Below are 18,489 nucleotides of genomic sequence, written 5' to 3'. Positions count from 1 at the left end.
ATGCATGGTTATTTTTTAACATAAATTACATAAAAAACCGCCTAAAATTAGACGGCATCTTTATTGAACAAACATGAATGGATTAATTGTTTTTTTGACGCTCTTCTACTGCTTTTTCAAGCTGAGTAAGAATTGGATTTAATAAAGTTTGCTTACGCTTAAAGCTCGCTTTATTCACAATTAAACGTGAAGAGACTTTACAAATTTCTTCCAAAGGCTCTAGACCATTGGCACGCAAAGTGTTCCCAGTATCCACCACATCAACAATATAATCGCCCAAACCAACCAATGGGGCTAATTCCATTGAGCCGTAAAGTTTAATCACATCAACTTGCTCACCTAAGCTTGCATAATATTGACGAGTTAAATTTACATACTTAGTGGCAATTTTTAAACGCCCTTTAGGACGAACCATGCCTACTTTACCAGCTGTCATTAATTTACAGTTGGCAATCTTTAAATCCAATGGTTCATAGACATTTTGAGCGCCATGTTCCATCAACACATCTTTGCCCGCTACACCTATGTCCGCTGCACCATTTTCCACATAAGTTGGTACATCAGAAGCACGCAAGATTAAAATACGAACGGATTTATGTGTGGTTGGAAAAATCAACTTACGAGATTTATCAGGATCTTCCAATAAGTTAATTCCAGCAGTTTCAAGTAAAGGCAACGTTTCTTTTAAAATACGCCCTTTACTCAATGCCAAAGTTAAACCATGATCAAAATTGCCCATTACGTCAAAGTTTGGATCATCGTTTCTCATATCGCTCATTAACTTACTCGCTCACTCGCTTAATTTGGGCACCTAGACCTTGTAACTTTGCTTCGATATCTTCATAACCACGATCAATATGATAAATACGATCGATGATGGTTTCCCCTTCAGCAGCTAAAGCAGCCAAAACTAAAGAAAACGAAGCACGTAGGTCAGTTGCCATAACAGGCGCAGCAGATAGTTTTTCCACACCTGTTACAACAGCATCATTACCTTCAACCTGAATATTTGCGCCCATACGAGCTAACTCAGGTACATGCATAAAACGATTTTCAAAAATCGTTTCAGAAATTGTTGCAAAACCACGTCCAATGGCATTTACCGCCATGATTTGTGCTTGCATATCCGTTGGGAATTCTGGATGGGGCAAGGTACGGAAGCTAACTGCTTTCGGACGTTTCCCCAGCATATCCAATTCGATCCAGTCTTCACCACGTGTGACTTCTGCACCCATTTCTTCAAATTTATCTAAAACAGATTCAAGAAGATTTGGGTCAGTATGTGTGGTTTTTACCTTACCACCCGTTATGGCTGCGGCGGCTAAATATGAGCCCGTTTCAATACGGTCAGCAACCACAGAATATTCACAACCATGTAGACTTTCCACACCAGTTACTACTAATGTATCTGTATCTAAACCCTCAATTTTTGCACCCATTTTAATGAGCATAAGTGCAAGGTCTGTGATTTCAGGTTCACGGGCTGCATTGCGGATGGTAGTAACACCATCTGCCAATACTGCTGCAGTTAAAATATTTTCAGTCCCACCTACAGTCACCATATCAAAGATGACTTCGCCACCTTTTAAACGGCCATCCACTTTGGCATGTACATAGCCTGCTTCGACCTCAATTTGTGCACCCAAAGCCTCTAAAGCCTTTAAATGCTGATCAACAGGGCGTGAGCCAATCGCACATCCACCAGGAAGTGAAACTTTTGCACTACCATAGCGCGCCAAGAGTGGACCAAGCACCAAAATAGATGCACGCATGGTTTTAACCAGTTCATAGGGAGCAAATTGATTATCCAGTGTAGATGTATCTGCGACAACCGTGTCTCCCTCATAATTCATGGTGATACCTAAACCACCAATCAACTTGACTAAAGTACGAACGTCTTTAAGATCTGGAACATTTTTTAATGTAATCGGGGTATCTGCAAGAATCATTGCAGCCAATAAAGGTAAAGCCGCATTTTTTGCACCAGAAATACGAACTTCACCTTCGAGTTTTACACCACCTTGAATGACAAATTTATCCATTGACGCTTAAGCTCCAAACATACTGGCTTTGCGCCATTCTTCTTTAGTCATTGCACGAATAGTTACCGCATGTACCTCACCACTGGCAATATAAGAGTTAAGTGGCGCATAAACAGCTTGTTGACGAGGAACTGGACGTTTCCCTTCAAACTGATTGTCGACAATACGGAGGTCAAATTTACCTGCTTGTCCACTGACAGCAACTTCAGCATCAGGAAAAGCTGCTTTTAAGATTTCAGTGAGCTGTTCACTATTCATTGCATCGACCTCTTATAGGACTGACAGTGTAAAAACTGGCTATTTTACTATAACTCACCGAAATAATTCATTAACTCGTACAAAAAATATAGATAAAAAAAAGAGGTCTTTGCAACCTCTTTTTAAAAATATCAATTTTACGTCGCTAAAATCTCTACAGGTTGATAATCCAACTGCATTTTACGATGCTTGTGTAATTGCCTTTTTAATTTGTCAGTCAATTTTGTAATCGCATTATACATATCATCTGCTGAGGCTTGAGCAAAAAGCTCTATACCTGGCAAACGAACAATTGCCTCTGCAATATGATTTGCACTGCCTTTTTTTGATCTTTTATCCAATTGATGATCTTTACTGAGTTTGACCTGCATACTGTTCACCTGATCAATATGCTTGGTCATTTGGGTAAATCGATCTCGAATGTTTTCTTCTATTGCGGGTGTAATACTTAAATGATGTCCACGGATTGTAATTTGCATAGCTTTATCCCTCTCCTTATATAGGAATATGAAAGTCATAACCCAAACGATCTCATGACAGCCTTCGCTAAGGAAAACTTTGCTCTATATCATGCAATCATTTAAGTTACTCCAAAAGACAAAAAGCGATTCATTATTTCGTCATAATGAACAATTAGAATAGCCACACTTTAAAATTTAGATCAACACTTTTCGGTCAGATGAAGACGGAATATGTAACGATTCACGATATTTTGCGACTGTCCTTCTTGCCACATCAATTCCCTCTTCTTTTAATAAATTGGCAATTGTATTGTCTGACAATGGCTTACGTGGGTTTTCATCGGCAACAAGTTTTTTGATTTTTGCTCGAATGGCAGTCGACGATGCCTCTCCCCCAGTAGTTGTTCCCACATGGCTAGAAAAGAAATATTTCAGCTCAAATAAGCCACGTGGTGTCAACAAAAACTTATTTGTGGTGACACGAGAAACCGTGGACTCATGTAATTCAACTTCTTCTGCAACATCGCGCAATACCAAGGGTTTCATCCCTTCAGCGCCGATTTCCAAAAACTCACGTTGATGTTGCACAATGCAACTTGCAACTTTTAATAAAGTTTTGTGACGCTCATCGACACTTTTGATAAAGTTTTTAGCTTCAAGCATTTGATTGCGTAAATATTGATTATCATCGCTTTGATCAGCACGTTTAATCATGCCTGAATAAAATGAGTTAATTCGAAGTTTTGGTAAAATATCAGGGTTAAGTTGGACATACCAATGGTCATTTTTCTTAGACACAACCACATCTGGAATTTGATAATCTGATTCTTTTTGGTCGAATTCAGCACCTGGATAAGGTTTAAGTGTTTTCAATAAATCAATTGCTGATTTTAATAACTCAGCATTTAAACCCGTTTGCTTAATCAATTTATTTAAGTCATTACTCACCAAAAGCTCATAATGTTTCAACAACATCAGCGCTTCTTTCCTAAACAATGTAGTTGTAGGTAAAGCCTCAATTTGTACAAAAAGACATTCTGCAAGACTACGAGCACCAATACCAAGAGGTTCTAAGCGTTGGATATGTTTTAAAACCACCAAAACCTCATCCTCTTCAACGTCAATGTCATAATCCATTTGTTGTAGTAGATGTTGTACAGAGCTCACTATTTCTTCAATATCGGCAGCCAAAAATCCTTTTTCATCTAGAGCATCCACAATACAATATGCAATCAATTTATCGACTGGAGAAAAATGCAATAAATTAACTTGCCCTAACATATGCTCTTTTAATGATGCTTCTGAATGACGATTATCTTCACGATCTTCAAACTCAGGGCGCTCCATAGCTGTTGTTTGATGGGTATAGACATCATCCCAATCCGTATCTACAGGCAACTCATCAGGTAAGTGATTGGCATTTAAAGAATCTGAAAGTTCATACTCTTGTTGTTCTTGTTTTACATTTTCAGGGCTTTCATGTGTCTCTTCTTCAACCTTTTCAAGCAAAGGATTACTATCAAGTTGAATTTGAATTTCTTGTTCAAGCTCCAAACTCGATAATTGCAGTAATCGAATGGCTTGTTGCAGTTGTGGCGTAAGCGACAACGAATTTGCAACTTTTAATCCAACCGATAACTTCATACCCATAGTTCCCACACTGTATTATTTCATTTCATCTTATGTGAATAAGCAATGCAAAATTCATGCCTACTCATTTTTTATATCACAGGAAATAGATTAGGACTAGTAAAAAAAATGAATACGTTACATAAAAATGTTTGTTATTTATCAATTAAAGATAAATTATAATTATGTCGTTTTTTTATTCAGTTTTTTTAAAAATCATCAGTTCTAGGTGCGCTGAAATAGTCATCAATTATATAAATAGTGATTTAAAACTTATAAGCAAAAATAAATGGCTTTAGGGCTATTTATTTCAAAATATTTAAATAAAATAGTTTCCACTTTGTGAGAACAGTCACATTTCTAGTTTTTGAAATTTATTATTTTTATCCTTTACTTATTGGAATAGTGAGTATAAAAATAATGATATAAAGAAATATGATGAATCGTAGTTTCAAGGAAAAGGTTTGGCACGATAACTGCTTAATTTTAGAAACGAGCGGCTTAAACTGCCAAAAAAATCATGTAATGGAGAACTCAAAATGACACTATCTACAAAAACACTATCAAAAAAAGTTTTAACCACAGCGCTTGGTGTACTTATGGCTGGCGGTGCTTTTTCACAGGTTCAAGCAGCAGACACATTAGCAAAGATCAAGCAATCAGGAAAAGTGATTATTGGATATCGTGAGTCATCTGATCCAATTTCCTATGTTATTGGTGGTAAACCAATGGGATATGCAGTCGATATTTGTAATAACTTTGCCAATGAGCTGAAAAAAACGCTCAAAATGCCAAATCTTAAAGTTGAATATAAAGCTGTCACTTCTTCTACGCGTATTCCGGAAATGTTAGCAGGTAACATTGATATGGAGTGTGGTACAACGACAAACTCTATTCAACGCCAACAACAAGTAAGCTTCTCTACAAACTATTATGCAACAGAAGTACGCATGGCAGTTAAAGCGAGTGCACCAATTAAAACGATTGCAGATTTAAATGGTAAAGCGGTAGTTACCACACAAGGTACAACATCTGACAAATATATCAAAATGGGTGAGAAAGGCGAAAAAGTTAACGTAAACAATGTTTATGGTAAAGATCACTCAGACTCATTTGCAATGGTGGCTTCTGGGCGTGCAGCTGCATTTGTGATGGATGATAATATTCTTGCAGGGTTAATCGCAAAATCATCAAATCCAAAAGATTTTAAAATTGTAGGTCCAGTACTTTCTTCAGAACCATACGGCATTATGTTACCTAAAGGCGATGCAGCATATAAAGCAATTGCTGATAAAACTGTAACGACGATGTGGAAAAATGGTCAAATGGCGGCGCTATATAAAAAATGGTTCCAATCACCAATTGCACCTAAAAATGTCAATTTAAATATGCCAATGAGCTCATCATATTTAAAACTTAAAGCGAATCCTACGGATGCTGGTATTAACTAAAAACGTAGTTTAAAACAACGGTTTATAGATCAGATTATATTTAAAGTCTGGTCTATAAATTTTTATAAAATTAAAAACACAAGGAGCACACATGTCCGTAGGCTCACTTAACTGGACAGCTTATTGTCTCCCCTCGAATGAATATAGTCTTGATAAAGCTGCATGGGCTGAATCTGTCTGTAAAGCAATTGGTGGTGAAAGTTATTCCCCGGTTGCAGATGCACCAACATGGTTACAACTCCTAGGTTCAGGTGTTTGGACAATGGTCTGGACCGCGATTGCTGCATTTTTCATTGCATTTCTTCTTGGTTCTCTGATCGGGATTTTACGCACATTACCCAATAAACCGCTTTCATTTATTGGTACCTGCTATGTCGAACTTTTCCGAAATATTCCCTTGATCGTACAACTGTTTTTCTGGGCATTCGTATTCCCGCAATTACTACCACTCAGCTTAAGTACGGGTAGTGGTGAGATGGTTCATGGTGGATGGTGGCAAAATATTCTCAATGACAATCCCGCAGTGGTTGGGGTATTTGCACTCGGTCTGTATACCGCTGCACGTATTGCTGAACAAGTACGCTCTGGCATTAATACGGTTTCAAATGGACAAAAAAATGCAGCTTTTGCAATTGGTTTAAATCAAAGCCAAAGTTATCGCTATGTCATTCTCCCTGTCGCTTATCGTATTGTTTGGCCAACGCTCACTTCTGAAGCAATGAATATTTTCAAAAACTCTGCGGTGCTTTATGCGCTCAGTGTTTTGAACTTCTTTGCTTATACTAAAACCATGCGTGAAGAAACATCTCAAGATATTGTTATTCTTATTCTTTCGACACCAGTTTACTTAGTCATTACCTATACCATTAAATTGATCATGGCTTGGGTTGAAAAACGTATGGCTGTTCCTGGCCTAGGCTCGGGGGGTAAATAGTCATGGATTTTAGTATTTTACAAAATCAAGATGTCATTCAAACGCTACTCGCAGGGTTTAAATTTACAGTTACTGTGACGATTCTATCCATTATTGGTGGAATTCTGATTGGCACACCTTTGGCCATGATGCGTTTATCTAACAATAAAGTCGCTAGTAATTTTGCTAAAGTTTATGTCGATTTCTTCCGTGGTGTGCCACTGATTCAAGTCATCTTCATTTTTTATTTTTTATTGCCAAAGATTTTTGAATTTCAGTCGGATACTTATTATGGCCCACTGTTTTCAAGTGTGGTGACCTTTGCAATTTTTGAAGCCGCATTCTTTTCAGAAATCGTCCGGTCAGGCATTCAGTCTGTCTCTAAAGGTCAAGTCAATGCAGGCTATGCACTTGGTTTTACCTATGGTCAAACCATGTCTAATGTGGTGTTACCACAGGCTTTCAGAAACATGCTCCCTGTAATTCTGACTCAATCTATCGTACTTTTCCAAGACGTATCATTAGTTTACGTGATTAGTGCGCCAGACTTCTTGGGTAATGCCAATACCTTAGCAAATACCTACGGTGCTGAAACCAAAGCAACTTTCTACCTGATTGTAGCCGTTGTTTACTTCTGTATCTCCTTTGCGCTTTCACGACTTGTGAAGCGTTTACATCAAAAAATAGCAATAATTCGATAATTGGAGAATCAATATGCCAATGATAGAAATACAACATATCTCAAAATGGTATGGAGATTTTCAAGTTCTTACAGATTGCACTACTTCAATTGAAAAGGGTGAAGTTGTGGTGGTGTGTGGGCCTTCAGGTTCGGGTAAATCTACCCTGATTAAAACTGTGAATGCATTAGAACCATTCCAAGAAGGTAATATTGTCGTTGATGGAACTGCGTTAAAAGACTCAAAAACTGATCTGGCTAAATTCCGTTCTCGTGTGGGAATGGTCTTCCAACATTTTGAATTATTCCCTCATATGACTGTTTTGGATAATTTAACCATTGGACAACTTAAGGTATTAAATCGTTCTAAAGCAGAGGCTGAGAAAAAAGCGTTGCAATATTTAGATCGCGTTGGTTTGGCAGCCCACAAAAACAAGTTCCCAGGACAACTGTCTGGTGGTCAGCAACAACGTGTTGCAATTGCTCGCGGTCTGTGTATGGATCCTGTGTGCATGTTATTTGATGAACCTACTTCTGCATTAGACCCTGAAATGGTGGGTGAAGTGCTTGAAGTAATGAGTCAATTGGCAAAAGAAGGCATGACCATGATGTGTGTAACTCATGAGATGGGCTTTGCCCGTAAAGTCTCAAGCCGGGTTATTTTCATGGATCAAGGTAAGATTTTGGAAGACTGTGCAACAGATGACTTTTTTAATAAGCCTGATGAGCGTCACGAAAGAACCAAATTCTTCTTAGACAAGATTTCTATGGTGCACTAATCAGCAATATGCATTAAACATAAAAACCCCAATTTTTAATTGGGGTTTTTATTTAATACCTACAAACAATACCATTACTTAAGGTTTCGCCGCATTTTGGCTAAAGTTTGGAGATCGTGGTCCATATAACAGACCTTTTTGCTGATTTATACTCGGTGAATATAGTTGCGAACTTACAGTATTGGATAAAGTATAGGCTTTGTCTGACAGATGATTAGATATTTGATCAACTAAAGCACCCACCAATGCGCCAATCAAACCAGCATTACTATTATCATTGGCTTGCTGAAGTCTCTGCTCACCTTGCCAAAGTAATGTGCCAGTTTGCAAATCTATAAGTTTGGCTTCTACTGCAACTGCTGCTACAGATTGAATCACCTGATATTTAGAACCATACTCTTTAACTTTAATATATAACGCAGCATCAGCACCGAAAATTTCTTTTAACTTTTGAGGTGGGATTGCTTGAGCATCAAATCCATTGGTCACCCCATTCTCTTTAAACATTATATCAACAACCGAAATTGGAAATACATAATAACCAGCCTCAGCCACAGGCAATGTTACTGTTGACCAGTATCCATAGGTTGCACGGGTATCAGGAGACTCATTGATTGGAGGAAGTACCAAAATCGACTTAGGGATATGCTCACGATATGCTGCTAAATCACGATTTTGTTTAGGTGACACCGCACAACCTGTAAAAAGCATCATCAGTAAACCAAGGATGAATAATTGTTTCATATTTTTCATTTGGAATTTACCTCAGTCGATTGAGTGGTCATTTTCTTCAATAAACGATCCATCAATACAGTTGACTCAGGATAAATTTGGCGCTCTAACTCAAAATACTGAATTGCACGTGGGCCATTTTGAATATTAAGATTTAACAGCCCCAGATGTGCATATAAACCTGGCGGCACTGCAGCATTTTTTGCTTTTGCTTTCTCAACATCTTTTTCGAGCGCTAAAATTTGTTGCTGAGGCGAAGTTTTTTCAGGAACCGCCAGCATTAAATAAGTCTGCTGTGGATATCCGCCCCAACTATATAAAGAGTGTGTTCCAGATGCACACCCAACTAAAGTTAACGTAGAAAAAAAACTTAAGAATAATAAAACCCGTTTCATTTATTCAAACCTATTGTACGGACCACTTGTTTGTTTGAATATCTGTGACAAGGTGATTAACCGCTTCGCGTACAGCCAGATCTAGAACCTTACCATTTAAAGTTGAGTCATAAGATGCTGTAGAACCAAAACCTAAAATTTCACGTTCACTGAGCGCGTATTCACCTGCACCCTGCACAGAATGGACAACTTCTGCTGTATTTACATCAACAACATTAATATTGACTTTTGCATAGGCAATTTGAGTTTTACCACGCCCTAATAGCCCAAACAATTGATGGTCGCCCACTTCTTTGCGCCCAAATTCAGACACATCCCCAGTAAGCACATAACGTGCGCCCTTAATTGATTGAGATGCTTTACCAAAACCAGCCTCTTGTTGCAGTTCAGATAAGTTGTCTCGATTTAAGACTGAAAAATAACCTGTTTGTTGCAAGTGTGTTTCTAAAATCGTTTTTGCTTGACCGCCTAAACGATCTACATTATCAGAGAAAATTCCACGCATATAACTTGAGCGGTTATCAAACTTACCAATCGAAACTGCTGTTTTCACACCTGAATATTTAACCGCTGAAGTCGCTACAGCCACTTGGGGTGCTTGGATGGTTTTAGAACTTTCAGTGGTAGAACAAGCTGTAAGTACCAAGCCATTTAAGGCAGCAATCAATAATATTTTTTTCAAAATTACATCTCTCTAAAGTTTGAACCATTATAATGAATAAATATATAATAAAAAATAAACATACCATTAATTAATTTTTAACAAATAGAATTTACTGATAAAATGCATAACTATTTTTTTAGTAAAAACAATCATTTCATACCAAAAATTAGCTTTAAACCAAGTAATGTCATAACACCACCCGCGATTCGATCGAAGACTTTTTTAAACTTTAAATAAACACGACGCGGTTTTTCCGCTGAAAGCGCAACAGCAACCAGTGAATACCAGCCTGCATCGATAAAGAAGCACAAGATAGGCAAAACAAAATAAAAATACGTTGGAATTTCTTTGGGTAAAAGCGCAGTAAAAATACTGGCTAAAATAATCGCAATTTTAGGATTACTTAATTGAGTAATTAAACCTAGACGAAACGCTTGTTGATAACTCATCACCGTGGATGAGTCAGATGCTTGTGCCATTGGATCTTTAGCATGTTTAATAATTTTATAGGCCAGCCAAAGTAAATACAGACCACCACAAATTTTTAAAGCTAAATATGCAGAAGGTACAGCCAATAAAATTGCTTGTAACCCCATTACAGCTAAAAAACCAAATAAAGCTGCGCCCGTGCCAGTCCCTAAAGCGGTAAACAGACCATGTTTACGAGAAATCGCAATTGAATTTTTAGCCACATAAACAAATGTAGGACCAGGGCTAATTGCGCCTAGCATTAATGCCAATGCAATTGAACCTAAAATCAATAATGATTCCAAGAGACACCCCAACCCAAACTATTTTTAAGAATAGATATTTTACGCTACAACCGATTTTTGAAGATATAAAAATCTTTATTATTTCGCGACCACGCTTTTATTCAATGCAAATTCATTAAAGTCTCAATCATGAATTTAAATACACTTGTGTATTATTATGCACAGAGCAAATAAATTATTTTAGAGCAAAAACTCAATAAAAATTTTATTTTTCAATATTTTAATTATATCAATAAAATCATCAACGTATATAAAACATCCTAAAAAATTATGAAATCGACCATTTTAATCACAAAAATTAACTTCCATTTTCATGTATTTATAGGCTATAAAAAACCATAATAAAACTATGGTTTTAAATTATCCAAAATCAATATTTATACTTAGGGGTAAAAAATGCACAACAACAAAACGAATCGTTTAGATGCAAACCAAGCACATCTATGGATCATTGGTGGTGGAATTGCAGGAATGGCAGCTGCCGCATTTGCCATACGTGATGCTAAAGTACCCGCTAAAAATATCCACATTCTCGAAGAGTTAGATGTCTCAGGTGGTTCAATGGATGGCGGTCATACACCACATGCTGCACAAGCATGGGTTACCCGTGGTGGGCGGATGCTAACAGATGAAACATATTTATGCCTTTGGGACTTATTTTCGAGTATTCCATCCTTAGAAAATCCTGAAATTTCTGTTCGTGAAGAATGTCGTGAGTTCAATGAACAAGTCAAAACTCATGCACAAGCCCGTTTAATTGATGCGCAACATGTGATTTCAGACGCCGCTAAACTGGGTTTAAATACACGCCATCGTGCGCAGATGCTACGCTTATTGGCAGCGAAAGAAGAAAAAATTGGCAGTCGTCGTATTGATGAGTTTTTTGATGAGATCTTCTTTGAAACGAACTTTTGGCGTATGTGGCGCACTACATTTGCCTTCCAAAAATGGCACAGTGCTGCAGAACTTCGTCGCTATTTCTTACGTTTTATCCAAGAGTTACCACGCATTCATACCCTAGCTGGAGTAAAAAGAACTAAATACAATCAATATGATTCAATGATTTTGCCGCTACAACGTTGGTTGATTGCACAAGGCGTAGACGTTCGTTTTAGCAATTATGTGACAGATGCAGACTTTCTAACCGATGAAGCAACCCTAGAGCGTCGTGCAACACGCTTGTATGTCAACCTTCCTGAAGGTACAGAGCAAATTGACCTTCAGGAGAATGATCTAGCCATATTTACTTTAGGTTCAATTACAGCAGATTCTCGTTATGCAGGGAATGATGATGTTCCAGCGCTTATTCGTGATCGACTTGATCATGGTTGGACGCTATGGGAAACCCTTGCGAAAAAAGCACCTGACTTTGGTCGACCAATGACCTTTTATGGCAACATTGATGAACATAAATGGGAGTCTTTTACCCTCACCATGAAAGATGATGTTCTGTTAAATCGCATCATTGATTACACAGGCAACCAGCCAGGTACTGGGGCACTGATGACTTGGTTTGAATCGGGCTGGCATTTATCAATTGTAGTACCTGCTCAACCTCATTTTGCAAATTTGCCAAAAGGCACATTTACCCTCTGGGGTTATGGCTTTCAAATTGATCAAACTGGTGACTACATCAAAAAACCAATGTCACAAGCAACAGGTAATGAAATACTTACTGAACTAATTCTACAACTCGGTTTTGATGAAATTCTTGAGCATGTTCTAGCAAATACCATTGTAACAACTGCAATGATGCCTTATGCATCGGCGTTATTTGCCTGTCGTAAGCCTGGTGACCGCCCACAGGTTATTCCACAAGGTGCAAAAAACTTCGCATTCTTGGGCCAATTTGTTGAAATTGAAGATGATGTGGTTTTTACTGTTGAATATTCTGTTCGTGGTGCCATGATTGCAATTTATGAGTTCTTTGGCGTAGAACGTAAAATTCCTGAGATCTATAATGGATTACTTGATCCTAAAGTCGGATTAAAAGCTTTAGAAACTGTTTTTCATTAATTCATTTAAAATCAACTGAGTTAAATAGAATTAAAACCAAACGAGTGCATCCTCTTTTCATGCACTCGTTTTTATATTTTGAATACAAATCAAGGTTGTGAATCCACTGAACGAGCACTGAGACGATAATCTTTTTCATACACAGGCATACCTGCAATATGGATTGAACGAACTTCAGTTTTTGTTGGTGTAGGTGGTTTCTTTTCACACCCAACCAAAAATACTGCAAGTATTACACTCACACTGATGGCTAGCTTTTTCATAGTATCTCCTCCATTTTTTGTTTTATTTATAGTTCGAGCATAACAGTTCTGATTAAAAATACAGCTATTTTTTATTTCAAAAGGTGTCTATCTATAGAAAGTAGCTATACATCACAAGAATGTATCATTAAAACAGCTTGATCTTCACCATTTTTATTTTTGTAACGATAGTGAAAGCCACCATTTCCATCAAACTCCATGTCACTAAAATATTGAAAAGCATCTACACTTACAGACTCAATTTTAGGGTGTTGCTCTGGCTGAAGTTGAATTTTGTTTAAAATTTTCGTGGTAAATGCTTTTTGGAAAATAATCATAGGCGCATCGTTTAATTCAAATCGAGCGATACATCCGGTGTTTTCATCCACAGCAACAACGTTGTCTAAAGCCTGAACAATCCCTACCTTCGAAATGAAAAGACTATGATGAACATTAAAAGTATAGCCATAGCTTAAATGCAAGAAATCCTCGGTTTGGTTTTCGACATTTAAACCACGCTCCCAATCCATGACCAAGGGCAATCTATAATCATCACCTTCATAGAGTACAAAATCACAATGATAATTTGCATCTTCATCGCATGTTTGCTGAATGACTGAAAATTGTCCTATCTTCGCCACTGTGCGATGAATCTGCTCAGCATAACTACTGCTTGTATAAGCCATCATGCTAAATAATATCGGAAATATTGTATTGATTATTTTTTTTGGCATCAGACTTCTAATCAAGTTTTACTCAATACCAAATATACAGCCTCACTGGTAAATGTACCATCTTGCTGAATCTGATAATACTGTTGTACTTGATCAGCGGCTTTGGACTGTAAATAGCGAATGGTATTGATCCCCTCTACGGGTGTTTGCATACGCTCTACCCAACTTTGAAAATTTAACTGTAAACTTTGCTTTTCAATGGTTTCTACCTTAAAGCCCGCTTGTTCAACGATTTTTACCCATTCCGCCAAACTATAATTTCGAACATGGCTTGGATCACGAATGGTTTCTATAGTCTGAATAAAGGTATCTAAAATAGGGTTAGAATTACCAATAATATCAAACAAGATTACTTTACCATCAGCGCATAATACACGGTAAATTTCATGAATCGCTTGAGTGATACTTTGCCAATGATGCGCAGAATAACGACTGATCACACAATCAAAATGCTCAACAGGAAAGTCCAATTGTTCTGCCGCACCAACCTGCCCTATGACATGATTGAATCCCTTGTTTTGAGATTGCGCAGTCACAAGATTGACCATTTCAGTCGTAATATCATAAGCAATCACTTGCTCAGTCAATGCTGCAATCTGATAAGTCACATGCCCACCGCCACAGCCAAGATCCAAAACTCGCTTTAATTGATGCTGTTGGATTAAATTTTGCATTTTTTCAAACTCAATGCCTTGTGCATGTACTTGGCTATTTAAGTATGCTTCTGATTTATTTTGATATTGTGACTGATTAACTTGCTGTTGAGTGGTCATTATCGTGTCCTTCTTGTTGAATAAAACTACAATATACAACTCAATTTAAAAATAAAAATAATGAATTTTAATAAAATTAATAACTTTATTTTATTGTTAGCTCATGATCACCCGATAATCAGACTGACACGGGTTTTGAATGATGACATCCTGTACCCCCATCTCGTTTCCGATCTTGATATTATAGTTAAATGAAAAATCACCATTATCCTCAAAATTCGCCGTTGTAGGATAGTTCAGTTTTTTAAATTGCGGCACTTTGTTATTGAGCACTAAACGTACCCGAAAATCAGGAATACTATAAAATACCAATGAATTTGGCATATTTTTTAAATTCGATTCAAAAGTTGTAAAACAACTTTGCTGCGCATTCATCGCAAGAAAACTGCCATAATCTTTTTGTTGGTTTTTATCGTTAATCACAGTGAGATTATACTCACTTCCTGTTACCCCCAACAAAAAACCCATTAAATTTGGATTAAATTGATAAACGTTTGCGGTTTTACTCCATTTTTCCATTAATACCTGCTTCTTTCCTTTCGCATCATAGAGCACATAGTCACAACTAGAACCATACTGAGTACACGACTCTTTTTGAATTTTCAGTTTTCCTGCACGCCCCAATACTTCGTATTCAGAATCAACTTCGACAGCAGTATCAGCTTGCGCAATAGCAGAACAGCTACTCAAAAAAGGCAGAGCAAATAAACAACTCTTTATTATTTTCAACATAAATAACGTTCCCGATATCTCAACATTTTTTAATATAGATGCAAGTTCAATTCTTGCTCAAAAAATACAATTTTAACTTTTTACACACGGCGAACTTTTCGATTTAAAGTCCTTACCCCAAGTACGATATCCTTGAGTATCAATATGATAGCGATTATTACCATAAACGCCTAAACCCATTTTATAACTTTTGCCTTCCACTTGCCAAAAATGACACATTTTTTTAAGTAATACTTCGCGATCTTTTTTAATCGTTTCTTTGGGAGATAGCACATGAAAATCAACTGCATAATTACTTAAATGCTTACTTTTTTCAGCCCCACCTATGCATTTATTTAATTCAGGGGCACGATAGATCGCTGAAATCGTATATGTTTTAAAATAGTCATTTCGATTTAATTTTTCTACCAATTGCAAACTACTCACCACATTTTTCCAAAAGGCTTTAGGTGGAATGGCAAAACGTTTTGAGAAACACTGTTCTGGCATATAGTTTCGGCTGGTTGTCAGCTCCATCAGACTAGGCGGATGTTTTAAATACTGCGACATAAACTGATAATAATCTGCCAATAATTGGGGGTCTTGTTGCGCCTTCCAAAGCTTGAATTGTTGTTCAATCTGTTGATCTGATGATTTTCTTGAAGATGTGGCCTGATCTGCTTTTTTCTCAGATGGCGTACAGGCATTGAAAACTAATACACCGATGCAGCAGATCGAAATAACAATATTTTTAAAAATTTTCACAATTTCAGCACACTTATTGTTTTATTTTAAAGGGTAAATATTTAGAAATCTAAACCTATTTATACGATTTATTAATCATTGCCATAAGTCATTCTAACCAATCTCATTCACTTTAAAGCTGCTATTTACAAAAATCCACAGAGTTAGTAATTTACAACGGACAAAAATGTCCGTTAAATATCATAATAAAATTTAATGCAATTTTCCCTATGCGTATACGTCAAAAACAAGCGGCACAAAATCGCGAAGATTTGCTCAATGCTGCACTGAAAATATTCCGTAAACAAGGGATTCGTGCGCCATTACAGCTTGTGATTGATGAAGCTGGTGTTGGACGAGCAACCTTTTATCGAAATTTTCAAGATCGCCGTGAGTTGGTCATCGCCTTAATGGAACAAGCATTAACTCGTCTAGATGAACGTGCAAAAAGCTTTTCAGAATATCCTGATGGTTTGATTCGGTTAATTCGCAACCATGTCGAGAATCTGCCTTATCTCACCGCATTGATGGAATATTGGCGCGTGATTGATCGTAATGACCCAAGTATGGTGGATATTTACCAACGGCGTGATGCAATTCTTCAACCGCTGATTGATCAAGCCATTAACCATCATATTTGCCGACCAGATCTCACCCCAAAAGATTATGCGCTGATTACGGGTATTCTAAGAGCTTCCTTTCAAGGATTAACCGATGAAGAGCAAGTTCAACTGGCCGCACGGGCAGTCGACTTACTAATTGATGGCATCAAGGCGTAATTGAGGCAGTTATGGATAAATCGCCACGTTTACTTGAACCCGCTCCAGATTGGACACCTGAAGAGCGTCCAACCTTACCAGGTTCGCCTGCGGCTATCGCTCATCCAACACATAAAAAACTGATTTATTTTTTTATTGGTCTGTTTGTTGCCATTTCAGGCAGTTTAAGTAATGGTTTTATTACCGCAAATTTACCACTTATTCAGGGTGAATACTCGCTAACGCCTTCAGAAGCCGCATGGATTCCCGCAGCTTATGTGATGGCAAATATTAGTTCCAACATGATTCTGTTTAAAGCTCGACAACAATATGGATTACGGCTTTTTTCTGAAATTGGTTTAGTGCTTTTTATTTGTGTATTGCTGCTGCATATCTTTGTGCATACCTTTGAAATGGCATTATTTGTCCGTGTGATCAGTGGTTTAGTTGCTGCCCCTCTTAGTTCTTTAGGCATGTATTACATCATGCAGGCCTTTAAACGAGAAAACTTTGGGCGAGGAATTTATCTCGCACTGGGCTTTCAGCAATTGGGTATTCCACTAGCATGGATCATTTCCCCATCTCTGGTCGATGTAAATGACTGGATTGTGCTCTATACCTTTGAGTTAGGTTTAGCGATATGTTGTTTGGCAATGGTGGTTTCTTTAAAACTGCCACGCAGCTTAAGAATCGAAGTCTTTGAAAAACAGGATTTTTTCACTTTTGCCTTACTTGCACCCGGTTTTGCGCTGCTATGTATCGTCTTGACCCAAGGCCCAATCCTTTGGTGGTTTGAAGTCAAATGGTTAGGTTATGCCTTAATTGCTGGATTCAGTCTTATTATTATAGGACTGACTTATGAACATTACCGTGTCAATCCACTTATCATCACTCGTTGGCTAGGCTCAGCCACCACACTTAAGTTTGTGTTTGGTGCATTGGCAATTCGTTTGCTTATGTCTGAGCAAAGTTATGCGGCTGTTAACTTTTTAAAAACTATGGGCATGGGACCTGATCAGTTCGTTACCTTGTATAGCGTAATTTTTCTTGGCATTGTGCTCGGCACGGTTTTTAGCGCCATGACCTTTAAAAGAGAACGCATCTCATGGCACTTGGTCGGTGCTGTGGTCTTGGTTCTTATTGCCTGCGCTCTAGACTATCACCTCACCAATGATGTACGACCAGAAAATTTTTACCGCAGCCAATTTATCGTTGGCTTTGCCAGTGGTATGTTTATTGGACCATTATTGCTGACAGGGATTATTAATGCCTTACAAAAAGGCCCATCACACATGGTCACTTTTGTGGTGTTGTTCTCTGCAACACAAAGCTTTGGTGGTTTAATTGGAAATTCATTTTTTTCAACCTATCAACAATTACGCACCCAAAATTATCGGGCTGAAATTGTCAGTGACTTGTCACCAACTGATCCATTGGTGGTACAACGACTTGCAGCCTATCAGCAAGCAGCCAATAAATATACTTTAGATGTAGCACTTGAACAGAACCAAGCTTATCGCAATTTAAACCAGATTGTGACACGAGAAGCGCAAGTGCGTGCCTATAATGATGTGATTGCATTAAATGGAATTTTCGCCATTTTACTGTTGATTTGGAGTAGCTTTAATATTGCTTGGACACGCTATCAACTCAAAAAACAGCAACAGCTCCTCAATAGCAGTTAGACAGATCTCAGGCTATTTCTAGATCAGATGATCCATGATGTCACGCTATG

The 18,489-nt window shown here is 37.7% G+C and carries 21 protein-coding genes; 7 read left to right on the top strand and 14 right to left on the bottom strand.

The genetic code is table 11. The features are described from left to right. Positions 1-82: 82 nt before the first annotated feature. The 5 genes from hisG to ACG9ZL_RS15805 form a co-directional block, all read right to left on the bottom strand. Complete coding sequence (hisG, locus tag ACG9ZL_RS15825; RefSeq protein WP_056515646.1) at positions 83-778, bottom strand: ATP phosphoribosyltransferase; 696 nt, start codon at positions 776-778, stop codon at positions 83-85. Positions 779-782: 4 nt separating this feature from the next. Continuing rightward, positions 783-2,042, bottom strand: a complete 1,260-nt coding sequence (gene murA / locus ACG9ZL_RS15820; RefSeq protein WP_336952097.1) for a UDP-N-acetylglucosamine 1-carboxyvinyltransferase — start codon at positions 2,040-2,042, stop codon at positions 783-785. A gap of 6 nt (positions 2,043-2,048) precedes the next feature. Next, positions 2,049-2,300 (bottom strand): BolA family iron metabolism protein IbaG, encoded by a 252-nt coding sequence (gene ibaG, locus ACG9ZL_RS15815; protein WP_004723729.1) that lies wholly within the window; start codon positions 2,298-2,300, stop codon positions 2,049-2,051. Positions 2,301-2,437: 137 nt separating this feature from the next. Beyond that, positions 2,438-2,779, bottom strand: coding sequence for a ribosome hibernation-promoting factor, HPF/YfiA family (hpf, locus tag ACG9ZL_RS15810; protein WP_419360697.1), 342 nt, complete (start codon positions 2,777-2,779; stop codon positions 2,438-2,440). Positions 2,780-2,956: 177 nt separating this feature from the next. After that, on the bottom strand, positions 2,957-4,405 hold the full coding sequence (locus ACG9ZL_RS15805; protein ID WP_419328197.1) for an RNA polymerase factor sigma-54: 1,449 nt from the start codon (positions 4,403-4,405) through the stop codon (positions 2,957-2,959). A 524-nt stretch (positions 4,406-4,929) separates the two neighbouring features. Between ACG9ZL_RS15805 and ACG9ZL_RS15800 the strand changes: the two genes are divergently transcribed. From ACG9ZL_RS15800 to ACG9ZL_RS15785, 4 genes are all read left to right on the top strand, one after another. Then, positions 4,930-5,841 carry an amino acid ABC transporter substrate-binding protein gene (locus ACG9ZL_RS15800; protein ID WP_004723734.1) on the top strand — a complete coding sequence of 304 codons (912 nt, stop codon included), beginning with the start codon at positions 4,930-4,932 and terminating at the stop codon, positions 5,839-5,841. A 91-nt stretch (positions 5,842-5,932) separates the two neighbouring features. After that, on the top strand, positions 5,933-6,775 hold the full coding sequence (locus tag ACG9ZL_RS15795) for an amino acid ABC transporter permease (RefSeq protein ID WP_336952101.1): 843 nt from the start codon (positions 5,933-5,935) through the stop codon (positions 6,773-6,775). Between the two features lie 2 nt (positions 6,776-6,777). Then, complete coding sequence (locus ACG9ZL_RS15790) at positions 6,778-7,455, top strand: amino acid ABC transporter permease (RefSeq protein WP_336952102.1); 678 nt, start codon at positions 6,778-6,780, stop codon at positions 7,453-7,455. A gap of 13 nt (positions 7,456-7,468) precedes the next feature. Beyond that, complete coding sequence (locus ACG9ZL_RS15785) at positions 7,469-8,212, top strand: amino acid ABC transporter ATP-binding protein (protein ID WP_004723740.1); 744 nt, start codon at positions 7,469-7,471, stop codon at positions 8,210-8,212. Between the two features lie 78 nt (positions 8,213-8,290). On the opposite strand, the gene ACG9ZL_RS15780 is transcribed toward ACG9ZL_RS15785, so the two are convergent. The 4 genes from ACG9ZL_RS15780 to ACG9ZL_RS15765 form a co-directional block, all read right to left on the bottom strand. Further along, positions 8,291-8,965 carry a DUF799 domain-containing protein gene (locus ACG9ZL_RS15780; RefSeq protein WP_336952103.1) on the bottom strand — a complete coding sequence of 225 codons (675 nt, stop codon included), beginning with the start codon at positions 8,963-8,965 and terminating at the stop codon, positions 8,291-8,293. Next, positions 8,962-9,339 carry a DUF4810 domain-containing protein gene (locus tag ACG9ZL_RS15775; RefSeq protein ID WP_336952104.1) on the bottom strand — a complete coding sequence of 126 codons (378 nt, stop codon included), beginning with the start codon at positions 9,337-9,339 and terminating at the stop codon, positions 8,962-8,964. Before ACG9ZL_RS15775 ends, ACG9ZL_RS15780 begins: the two co-directional genes overlap by 4 nt. 10 nt (positions 9,340-9,349) lie before the next feature. Beyond that, on the bottom strand, positions 9,350-10,021 hold the full coding sequence (locus ACG9ZL_RS15770; protein ID WP_336952105.1) for a CsgG/HfaB family protein: 672 nt from the start codon (positions 10,019-10,021) through the stop codon (positions 9,350-9,352). Between the two features lie 131 nt (positions 10,022-10,152). Further along, on the bottom strand, positions 10,153-10,776 hold the full coding sequence (locus ACG9ZL_RS15765; protein ID WP_336952106.1) for a LysE family translocator: 624 nt from the start codon (positions 10,774-10,776) through the stop codon (positions 10,153-10,155). A 396-nt stretch (positions 10,777-11,172) separates the two neighbouring features. Here ACG9ZL_RS15765 and ACG9ZL_RS15760 point away from each other — a divergent pair, with 396 nt between their 5' ends. After that, a complete protein-coding gene (locus ACG9ZL_RS15760) occupies positions 11,173-12,792 on the top strand; it encodes an oleate hydratase (protein ID WP_419360695.1) in 1,620 nt (539 codons plus the stop codon). An 89-nt stretch (positions 12,793-12,881) separates the two neighbouring features. Here ACG9ZL_RS15760 and ACG9ZL_RS15755 read toward each other — a convergent pair whose 3' ends face one another. The 5 genes from ACG9ZL_RS15755 to ACG9ZL_RS15735 form a co-directional block, all read right to left on the bottom strand. Beyond that, on the bottom strand, positions 12,882-13,055 hold the full coding sequence (locus tag ACG9ZL_RS15755; protein WP_336952108.1) for an NF038215 family lipoprotein: 174 nt from the start codon (positions 13,053-13,055) through the stop codon (positions 12,882-12,884). Positions 13,056-13,159: 104 nt separating this feature from the next. Continuing rightward, positions 13,160-13,720, bottom strand: a complete 561-nt coding sequence (locus tag ACG9ZL_RS15750; protein WP_419360722.1) for a hypothetical protein — start codon at positions 13,718-13,720, stop codon at positions 13,160-13,162. 59 nt (positions 13,721-13,779) lie between these two features. Continuing rightward, positions 13,780-14,541 (bottom strand): class I SAM-dependent methyltransferase, encoded by a 762-nt coding sequence (locus ACG9ZL_RS15745; protein ID WP_419360693.1) that lies wholly within the window; start codon positions 14,539-14,541, stop codon positions 13,780-13,782. 96 nt (positions 14,542-14,637) lie between these two features. Then, entirely contained in the window at positions 14,638-15,273 is a 636-nt protein-coding gene (locus ACG9ZL_RS15740) for a hypothetical protein (RefSeq protein ID WP_419360692.1), read from the bottom strand. 72 nt (positions 15,274-15,345) lie between these two features. Beyond that, the gene (locus tag ACG9ZL_RS15735) at positions 15,346-16,017 is read right to left on the bottom strand and encodes a D-Ala-D-Ala carboxypeptidase family metallohydrolase (RefSeq protein ID WP_336952111.1); all 672 of its coding nucleotides are present in this window, start codon (positions 16,015-16,017) and stop codon (positions 15,346-15,348) included. A gap of 209 nt (positions 16,018-16,226) precedes the next feature. On the opposite strand from ACG9ZL_RS15735, the gene ACG9ZL_RS15730 reads away from it, so the two are divergent. Both ACG9ZL_RS15730 and ACG9ZL_RS15725 read left to right on the top strand, forming a co-directional pair. Further along, positions 16,227-16,775, top strand: coding sequence for a TetR/AcrR family transcriptional regulator (locus tag ACG9ZL_RS15730; protein WP_419328191.1), 549 nt, complete (start codon positions 16,227-16,229; stop codon positions 16,773-16,775). Positions 16,776-16,786: 11 nt separating this feature from the next. After that, a complete protein-coding gene (locus tag ACG9ZL_RS15725; RefSeq protein WP_336952113.1) occupies positions 16,787-18,439 on the top strand; it encodes an MFS transporter in 1,653 nt (550 codons plus the stop codon). Positions 18,440-18,489 lie beyond the last annotated feature (50 nt).

The sequence above is a fragment of the Acinetobacter legionensis genome (genome assembly GCF_048551735.1).
Taxonomy (GTDB): Bacteria; Pseudomonadota; Gammaproteobacteria; order Pseudomonadales; family Moraxellaceae; genus Acinetobacter.
The sequence above is the reverse complement of the archived record's forward strand: the minus strand, read 5'-3'. Positions and strand labels throughout refer to the sequence as shown.